Genomic DNA, 8,502 nt, shown 5'->3' with positions numbered 1-8,502 from the left:
ACCTGATGGTCTCCGGCACCGGGGCGGAGCTCGGCGACGGCTCCCGGCTGCGGGGCCAGCAGTGGCTGGCTATCGCGGTGGCGGACCGGCCTGCCACGGCGGCCGCGGCCCGCGTGCGGCTGGCGGCGGTGATCGACGAGGGCACGGCCGTGGACGCAGCGGGCGGGCTGCGCTCGGTGGCGGAGGAGGTCGGGTGGGAGGACGGCGACGTCGTCGCCCGGCGCGTGGAACGGCTGGGGGCGGTCGAGCTGTCGGCGCGCCCGCTGCGCGCCCCGGCGGCCGGGCTCGTACGGGAGGCGCTGCTGGAGGGTCTGCGGCGCGAGGGGCCCGGGCTGCTGCACTGGACGCGTGACGCGGGCCAGTTGCGCGACCGGCTCGCCTTCCTGCGCCGCGCGGTGGGCGGCGGGTGGCCGGACGTGTCGGACGGCGCGCTGCTGGAGCGGCCCGGCGACTGGCTGGAGCCCGAGCTGTCGCGTGCGCGGCGCCGGGCGGACCTGGCCCGCATCGACGCGGGCCAGGCGCTGCGGCGGCTGCTGCCCTGGGCGACGGGCGAGGCGGCGCGGCTGGACGAGCTGGCGCCCGAGCGGATCGAGGTGCCGAGCGGATCGCGGGTGCGGGTGGACTACGGCGGGGACCAGCCGGTGCTCGCCGTGAAGCTCCAGGAACTGTTCGGCCTGCCCCGCACGCCGACGGTGGCGGGCGTGCCGGTGCTGGTGCACCTGCTGTCGCCCGCGGGCCGCCCGGCCGCGGTGACGGCGGACCTGGAGTCCTTCTGGCGGGACGGCTACCGCGCGGTGCGGGCGGAGTTGCGGGGGCGCTACCCGCGCCACCCGTGGCCGGAGGACCCCTCCACGGCGGAGGCCACGCGCCGTGTGCGGCCGCGCGGGCACTGAGCGCGGCCGCGCGGGACGGGGGCACACCGGGCGCGGCCCGGACGGGACGCCGGACGCGGCTGCGGGCTGCGGGCTACGGGCTACGGGCTACGGGCTACGGGCTACGGGCTACGGGCTACGGGCTACGGGCTACGGGCTACGGCTGCCGATACGCCAACCGGACGCGTTCGGACGTCCACGAGGGGCGTGCCGGACGCGTGCCGGGAGCCTGCGGACGCGGCGGCGCCCCCGTCCGGGCGGGCCGGGCAGGGGCGCTACGGGCGGGCAGGGCCCGCGTCGGCTGCTTCGTTCAAGCGGACGGGGACGCCGAGGGCGAGCCCGAGGGGTCACCGGACGGGTCGCCGGACGGCGGGTCACTCGGCGACGTGGCCGCGACGACCTTGACCGTGACCGTGACGCTCCCGCCGCCCTCGGCGGTGAGCTTGATCTGGTAGGTGCCCGGGTCCGTCCCGGCGACCAGCGCCGGCAGGGTGAGGGTGCCGTCGGCGCCCGTGGTCAGCCCGGACAGCGTCTGGACGAGGGTCCCGTCCGCGTTCTTGAACGCCGGGCCGTGGCCGGCGGTGGCGGGGCTGCCGTCCTCGTCGAGGACGGCGGCGGAGACGGCGACCTTCGCCGCGGCGGCACCGCCGAGCGTGGCCTTGACCGCGAGGGCCTTCTCGAACGTGTCGCCGGCCGCCGCGCTCTGGTCGTCGCCCAGGTAGACGAGGGCGTCGGCGCTGTGCGGCGTGACGGTCGCCTTGAAGTCGACGGCCGGGGCCTCGCCCGCGGTGGCGCGGACGGTGAACGCGCCGGTGTCGGCGCCCGCCCGTACGGCGGGGGCGTTCGCGGTGCCGTCCTTGCCGGTGGTGGCGGTGGCCTTGGCGCTGCCGCCGTCGAAGTGGGCGTCGGTGTCGCCGACGATCTGGAAGGTGACCGTGACGCCGGGCATCGGCTTGCCCGCGTCGTCCACCGCCCGGACCTGGGCGTGCCCGCCGAAGAGCGCGTCCGCCACGGCCTTCAGCCCGTCGCCCGCGGTCTTGACGAGGCTCTTCAGCACGGGATCCGCAGTGGCCGGGGGCGTCGTCGTGCCGCCGCCGGGCGTGCCGGGGTCGCTCGGCGTGCCGGGGTCGTCCGGCTTGCCCGGATCGGCGGGCTTGTGCGGCTTGCTCGGCGCGGTGCCACCGGAGTGGGGAGCCGTGCTGTGTCCCGGATCCGGCGTGGACGACGGGGTGTTCGTCGGGGTGTACGTCGGCAGCGGCACGGAAGGGCTCGTGGAGGGCGTGGGGTCGAGCGGCCCGGGGCTGCTGGGCAGCGTGCCCGTGCCGTCCGGGATCTCGTGGGTGCCCTTGCGGTAGTACTCGTACCAGGACAGGACGGTGTGCAGGTACTCCTGCGACTGGTTGTAGGACAGGATCGCCGCGTTCATGTCGGACTGGACGGTCATGTCGTGGTTGCTCGCGCAGAGCTTGGACCCGGTCGCGAGCGCCGCGTCGAAGATGTTGTTCGGGTCCTTGACGCCGTCGTGGTTGGCGTCGCGCCCCCACGTCTGCCAGGTCGAGGGGATGAACTGCATCGGGCCGACGGCCCGGTCGTGCACCGTGTCCTGGTCGTACAGCCCGTGGTCGGTGTCGGTGATGTTCGCGAAGCCGTTCCCGTCGAGGACGGGCCCGAGTATGGGACGCAGCGTCGTGCCGTTGGCGTCGACGGCGCCGCCGCGTGCCTGGCCCGACTCGACCTTGCCGATCGCGGCGAGCAGCTGCCACGGCAGGTGGCACTGCGGGCTGGACTGCCTCAGCTCCTGCTCGGCCTGCTTGTAGGCGGCGAGGACGGTGGCGGGGATGCCGGACTCGGCGGCGCCGGTCACCGTGTCGGTGCCGGGCGTGCCGGTGCTGGGCGTCGGCGAGTCGAGCGGCGGAAGGTCCGTGTAGTACTGGGAGTTGCCGCTGGCCGTGTCGGGCGTGGTGTCCTGCGCGTCACCGGCGCTCTGCCGGCCCGAGGCGTCGGTGCCGCTGAGCGGGGCCGTCAGGCCGGGGGCCTGCGAGGCGGAGAGTGCGGCGATCGCGACGGCCGCGACAGCCGTCGTGGTCGCCCCTCTGCGCAGCCTGCGACCGAATAGCGCTGCCATGACGAATGACCCTCCCCCAGAACGACACTTCGCGCTCCCGCGCTCCGACTCAGGCGACCCTACGACACCACTCGGCGCGCGCACAGCGCCCCCTGACCGCTTTTCACCACTTCGCTACCTGTGAGTTGCCCCCAGCTTCCCCGACTCACAGGAACGGGTGCCTCCGCGAGCCGTCGAAGCCGTGCGAGCCGGCCGGATCCTCGGAGCCCCGCGAGGCGTCCGAGCCGTCAGAAGCACTCGGAGCCGACCGAGCGCCGGGAGACGTGCGCGCCCTCGGAGCGCTGCGACGTGGCACGGCCGGGGCGGGTGCGGCGCCGGGCAGCGGCGCGCTGGTCTCCTGCGTGAGGCGCCGGGCCCCCGCGTGAGGGGGGAGGGCGGCCCCCGCGTGGAGGTGGACGGCCTCCTCGACGGCCTCGTCCACGGATTCGGCCAGCGCGAGACAGGCCCGGACGTCCTCGTCCGGGAGCTGGGCGGGATGCAGGACGGCGGCGAGGGCGCGTCGGAGCACACGCAGCTCGTCAGCGCCGAACGCCATGCCGCCTCGGGGTCCGTATGGCGTGGGCATGGCCCGACCTTACGCGCCAAGTCGGACAAAATACGCGAAATGACCACGCGTCGGGGGTGGCGCGGTACGCGGGCCGTGCCGCCGCCGCGGGGTGTCAGTGGCCGGCGCTCTGGCCGCCGTCGACGTGCAGGATCTCGCCCGTCACGAACGGGGCGTTCTCCAGGTACAGCACGGCGTTGACTATGTCCTCGATCTCGCCCATGTGCCCGACCGGGTGCAGGCCGCCCATCACCTCGTGCGTCTCGACCGGGTGCATGGGGGTCTTGATGATGCCGGGCGAGACGGCGTTCACGCGGATCCCGCGCGCCGCGTACTCGATGGCCAGCGACTTCGTCGCCGAGTTGAGGCCGCCCTTGGTGAGCGAGGCCAGCACGGACGGCACGTTGGAGTTCGCGCTCTCGGCCAGGGTCGTCGTGATGTTGACGACGTGGCCCGCGCCCTGGTTCTCCATCAGCCGCAGGGCGCCCTGGGTGACACGGAAGAAGCCGGCCAGGTTGACGCCGATCTTCGTGGCGAAGTCGTCCTCCGTGTATTCGGTGAACGGCTTCGCGATGAAGATGCCGGCGTTGTTGACCAGCGTGTCGACCCGGCCGAACCGCTCGTTGGCCGCCTCCATGACCCGGTGGGAGGTCTCGGGGTCGGCGATGTCGCCCGCCACGGTCACGAGGTCCGCGTCGTCCGACGGCGCGATCGTGCGCGAGTTCGCGACGACGCCGTAGCCCAGCTTGCGGTAGGCGGTGACGAGGGACGCTCCGATGCCCTGCGAGGCACCGGTGACGATGGCGACCTTCTGACCCTGAATCTCTGCCATGTTCTCGCTCTCTCTGTGCTGGTTCTGCCCGGTCAGCAGGACTAGCCGACCGGTCGACTAAAAATGTAGACGACTGGTCGTATGCTTGCAAGCATGGGACGTACGAGTGACGCACGAGACAAGATCCTCGCCGCCGCGGAGAAGCTGTTCGAGGAGCGCGGCTACTCGGCGCTGGGCGTGGCCGAGATCTGCTCGGCGGCCGGCGTGCCGAAGGGCAGCTTCTACTACTTCTTCGACTCCAAGCAGGCGCTCGCCCTCACGGTGATCGACGAGCACTGGCAGGTGCAGCGGCGGGACTGGAAGCGGCTGCTCGACGCGGACCTGCCGCCGCTGCGGCGCCTGCACGACCTGTTCGTGGCGACGGAGGCGGTGCAGCGGGTGGGGCAGGGCCCCCACGGCAGTGTCACCGGCTGCCTCTTCGGCAACCTCACCCTCGAACTGAGCACCCGGCACGAGGACGTGCGCGTCCGGCTGCAGGAGATCTTCGACGAGCAGATCGCGATGATCGAGACGGTCGTCGCCGAGGCGCGGGCGCGCGGCGAGGCTCCGAAGGTGACCGACACGCACGCCGCGGCGCGCTCGATCGTCGCGCAGTTGGAGGGGCAGGTGCTCTTCGCGAAGCTGCTCAACGACCCCGCCCAGGTGGCGGCGGTGTGGGGCAACTGCCTGGCGATGCTGGGCGCGCCGGCCGACACGGTCGTCACCGGCGCCTGATCCCCGACCGCCCGGTGTGCCGGGCCGGGGCGAGCCCGGGGCCGCCGCGCCGGGAGCCGGGATGCGGGGGCCGAGCCGCGCGCCGCCCGCGCACCGGCCCGGGGTGGGTGCGGGCCGGCGTGCGGGCGCGGGGTGTCACCTGCTGCGCACGGGCTCGGCGGTCACGGCCGGCTCCTCGGACGAGGACGCGGCGGGCGGCGGGAGCGGCGATGCGGGCTTCCGGCCGTTCAGCGCCACGCGCAGGACCAGTGCCACGACGGTCAGCCCCAGCACGACCAGCGTGTACACCTCGGTGGTCGGCCGGATCCCGTAGTGGGTGTCGGCGAAGCCCGCCACCACGGCCGGGACGCTGAAGGCCAGGTACGAGATGACGTAGACGACGGCGATGAGCGCGCTGCGCTCGTGCGGCCTGGCGATGCGGGCGACGGTGCCGAATCCGGCGAGCGCGCCGGCCCCGAAGCCGACGCCGGCGACGACGGTGCCCGCGACGGCGAACGCCACGTGCCCGCTGTGGACGCCGGCCAGGGCCAGGACGGTCCCGGCGCCGAGCGCGGTCGCGGCCGGCAGCAGCAGCCGGGGCGCCGGCACGGGCCGCAGAAGGAAGGACGTGATCGCGGCGATCCCGCAGAGCAGCGCGATGACGATGCCGCCGATCAGGTGGTTGCCCAGCCCGAACACGCCGGCGGCTACGGAGGGGCCGAGCGAGAAGTACAGGCCGCCCAGGGCCCAGCCCGCGATCAGGACGGGGATGACGGGCGCCAGGTCGGCGCGCAGGTGGACCGGTATGCCGGCCTTCGGCACGAGGGAGCCGAGCGCGCCCTGCCTGCGGGCCACGGTCTCGGGCATGAACAGCACGGCCAGCCCGGAGGCGACCATCCCGGCGAGCAGGACCGCGTAGACGAGGTGCGTGGGGGCGGGCCCGAACTGGACGAGGGCGCCGCAGCCGATGGCTCCGAGCGCGAGTCCGCCGGTCGGCGCGACGGAGTTCACGGCCCCGGCCCGGTGCTTGGCGTGGGCCGGCGCGAGGTCGACCAGGGCGGCGCCGAGGACGGATATCGCCGCGCCGGTCGCGATTCCCTGGAAGAGGCGCGCGACGCTGAGCGAGACGGTGTCGCCCGCGACCAGGAAAAGGACGAGCGCCAGCGCCTCGACGACGATCGCTCCGGCGAGGACGGGGCGGCGTCCGACGTGGTCGGAGAGGCGGCCCACCACCAGGAGCGAGCCGAGCAGTCCCAGGACGTAGATGGCGAAGATCACGGTGAGGATCGCGGGGGAGAAGCCCCAGAGGTGCTGGTAGACGACGTACAGCGGGGACGGCGCGCTGGAGGCGGCCATGAAGAGCGCGATCACGGCGGTCGTGACGCCGAAGTAGAGGCGGTGGCGGCGCGGATGCGCCTGCTCGGGCCGGGTGGGCGGCGGGCTCGTGGTCAAGGCTGGCTCCCGGAGGCTAAAAGCTTCGTTCTCTGCTTTTACGGGAGCCTACACTAAAGCATCGACTACTGCGTTAGCTTATTGCAGTGATCTGTGCGAACATGACCGCATGTCCAGTGATGTGACCGCGGCCAGTGAGACGGGGACAGGCACCCGCCAGGACACCTCGACCGGCCGCCGGCCCGGCGGCAGGTCCGCGCGGGTCCGCGCCGCCGTCCACGCCGCCGTGGTGGACCTGCTCGCCGCGGAGGGCGGCGGCGAGGGCCTGACCCTGCCGCTGGTGGCGGCACGCGCCGGTGTGCACGCCACCACGCTGTACCGCCGCTGGGGTTCCGTCGCGGAACTGCTCGGCGACGTGGCGTCCAGCCGGTTCAGCGGGGCGGACGGCGAGCTCGTCGTCCCGGACACCGGCAGCCTCCGCGGTGACCTCCGGCAGTGGGCCGTGGGCGTCGCCACGGACCTGTCCGACCCGGACGTCCTGACGCTGATGCGCGCCACCATCGGGTCGGGAGAGGAGGGCGGCTGCCTGTGCCGGGGCGACCGGATGGACCAGCTCGAAGCCATGCTGGAACGCGAGCGCGAACGCGGCGGCGAGACGCCCGACGCGGAGCACGCGGCCGACATCCTGCTCGCGCCCCTCTACTACCGCGCCCTGTTCACCGAGGCCCCCGGCTCCACGCAGTGGGCCGCGTCGCTCGTCGACAACCTGCGCTGAGCCGAGGTGCGCCGCGATCCGGCGGGTGGCCCCTCGGCCCCGCTCCGGCTTCCGGGCGCGCCGCCGGCCCGGCCCACAAGGCGTGGCGCGGCACGGGCCGCCCGCGCCGGAGGGCGCCCCGCCGCGGCACGGTGGGCTCCCCGCGCCCCGAGCACATCTCGCGACCGCCGTGACGCCCCGCGCGCCCGGAAGTCCCCGCCCGCACCGGGGCATCCGTTCGCCGGGACACCCCGGCACGGCCCGCGGGGCGCGGCGAACGGCGCGACCCGAACACTGCGACAGCGGAGACCGCATGAACCCACGCACCGCCCTCATCGGCACCGGCCGCATGGGAACCCCGCTGTGCGGACGCCTCGTACGGGCCGGGCACCGCGTCCTCGCCCATGACCTGCGCCCCGAACGGGAAGCGGCCGTACGGGCGGTGGGTGCCCGGTGGGCACCGACCGCCGTCTCGGCGGCGGCGGGCGCGGACGTGCTGATCACGGTGCTGCCCGGGCCCGTCGAGGCCGATTCGGCCGTGTCCGACGACGTGCTCGCGGCGCTGGCCCCCGGCGCCCTGTGGGTCGACATGACGAGCAACGCCCCGGCGGCCGCCCTGCGGCTGCGGGACCGGGCCGCCGCGCACGGCGTCGACGTCCTCGAAGCACCCATGGGTGGCGGTCCCGACGACGCCGAGCGCGGCGGCGTCACGCTGTTCGTCGGCGGTGCCGCGGACGTCCTCGACCGCGGACGGCCGCTGCTGGAGGCCCTGACGAGCCCCGACCGGATCCGGCACATGGGCGGGCCGGGCACCGGCTGCACGGCGAAACTGCTGGTCAACCTGTTGTGGTTCGGGCAGGCCGCGGCCACCGCAGAGGCGCTCCTGCTCGGCGCCAGGGCCGGCATCGACCTGCGGGTGCTGCGCGAGACCCTCGCGGGCAGCGCGGCGGCCAGCGAGTTCATCCGGCGCGACCTGTCCGCGCTGTTCGCCGGCGACTACCTCGCCTCGTACGGACTCGGGCGCATACACGACCAGTTGGAGGCCGTGACCGACACGGCCCGGGACCTCGGCACGCCGCACGGCATGGCCGACGCCGTGCTGGACCTGCACCGGCGCGCCCTGGAGCGCTTCGGGCCCGTGGACGGCGAACTCCTGGGCGTGGCACTGCTGGAGGAGGCGGCCGGCCTCCGGCTGCGCCCCTGACCCGCCGCGGCACGCGACGCGGGACGGTGGGCGGAGCGTGGCGCCGCCCGGCCCGGACGCGCGCGGTGCCCGGGAGGCCGAGGCCC

General features: G+C 74.7%; 7 protein-coding genes and 1 pseudogene. 4 read left to right on the top strand and 4 right to left on the bottom strand.

The features are described from left to right. Positions 1-893 (top strand): ATP-dependent helicase C-terminal domain-containing protein (locus tag L1885_RS18780; RefSeq protein WP_308117348.1); only part of this gene is annotated, 893 nt, incomplete at its 5' end. 289 nt (positions 894-1,182) lie between these two features. Here L1885_RS18780 and L1885_RS18775 read toward each other — a convergent pair. The 3 genes and pseudogenes from L1885_RS18775 to L1885_RS18765 form a co-directional block, all read right to left on the bottom strand. Then, positions 1,183-2,997, bottom strand: a complete 1,815-nt coding sequence (locus L1885_RS18775) for a lytic transglycosylase domain-containing protein (protein WP_235798310.1) — start codon at positions 2,995-2,997, stop codon at positions 1,183-1,185. 382 nt (positions 2,998-3,379) lie between these two features. Beyond that, positions 3,380-3,562: pseudogene (locus tag L1885_RS29505) on the bottom strand (hypothetical protein); the annotation flags it as partial. A 94-nt stretch (positions 3,563-3,656) separates the two neighbouring features. Beyond that, the gene (locus L1885_RS18765) at positions 3,657-4,373 is read right to left on the bottom strand and encodes an SDR family NAD(P)-dependent oxidoreductase (RefSeq protein WP_235798309.1); all 717 of its coding nucleotides are present in this window, start codon (positions 4,371-4,373) and stop codon (positions 3,657-3,659) included. A gap of 93 nt (positions 4,374-4,466) precedes the next feature. Between L1885_RS18765 and L1885_RS18760 the strand changes: the two genes are divergently transcribed. Further along, complete coding sequence (locus L1885_RS18760; protein ID WP_235798308.1) at positions 4,467-5,087, top strand: TetR/AcrR family transcriptional regulator; 621 nt, start codon at positions 4,467-4,469, stop codon at positions 5,085-5,087. A 135-nt stretch (positions 5,088-5,222) separates the two neighbouring features. Here L1885_RS18760 and L1885_RS18755 read toward each other — a convergent pair whose 3' ends face one another. Beyond that, positions 5,223-6,518, bottom strand: a complete 1,296-nt coding sequence (locus tag L1885_RS18755; RefSeq protein WP_235798307.1) for an MFS transporter — start codon at positions 6,516-6,518, stop codon at positions 5,223-5,225. 109 nt (positions 6,519-6,627) lie between these two features. Here L1885_RS18755 and L1885_RS18750 point away from each other — a divergent pair, with 109 nt between their 5' ends. Beyond that, entirely contained in the window at positions 6,628-7,233 is a 606-nt protein-coding gene (locus L1885_RS18750; protein WP_235798306.1) for a TetR/AcrR family transcriptional regulator, read from the top strand. A 292-nt stretch (positions 7,234-7,525) separates the two neighbouring features. Next, the gene (locus L1885_RS18745; RefSeq protein WP_235798305.1) at positions 7,526-8,416 is read left to right on the top strand and encodes an NAD(P)-dependent oxidoreductase; all 891 of its coding nucleotides are present in this window, start codon (positions 7,526-7,528) and stop codon (positions 8,414-8,416) included. The last annotated feature ends 86 nt before the right edge of the window (positions 8,417-8,502 follow it).

The organism is Streptomyces fuscigenes (assembly GCF_021556455.1).
GTDB classification, from domain to species: domain Bacteria; phylum Actinomycetota; class Actinomycetes; order Streptomycetales; family Streptomycetaceae; genus Streptomyces; species Streptomyces fuscigenes.
Note: the sequence above shows the minus strand (reverse complement) of the source record. Positions and strands in the feature narration are given on the sequence as shown.

Excerpts from the sequence above, each read along its gene's own strand:
- L1885_RS18765 (WP_235798309.1), bottom strand. The coding sequence starts at position 4,373 with ATGGCAGAGATTCAGGGTCAGAAGGTCGCCATCGTCACCGGTGCCTCG.
- L1885_RS18775 (WP_235798310.1), bottom strand. The coding sequence starts at position 2,997 with ATGGCAGCGCTATTCGGTCGCAGGCTGCGCAGAGGGGCGACCACGACG.
- L1885_RS18745 (WP_235798305.1), top strand. The coding sequence starts at position 7,526 with ATGAACCCACGCACCGCCCTCATCGGCACCGGCCGCATGGGAACCCCG.
- L1885_RS18760 (WP_235798308.1), top strand. The coding sequence starts at position 4,467 with ATGGGACGTACGAGTGACGCACGAGACAAGATCCTCGCCGCCGCGGAG.
- L1885_RS18750 (WP_235798306.1), top strand. The coding sequence starts at position 6,628 with ATGTCCAGTGATGTGACCGCGGCCAGTGAGACGGGGACAGGCACCCGC.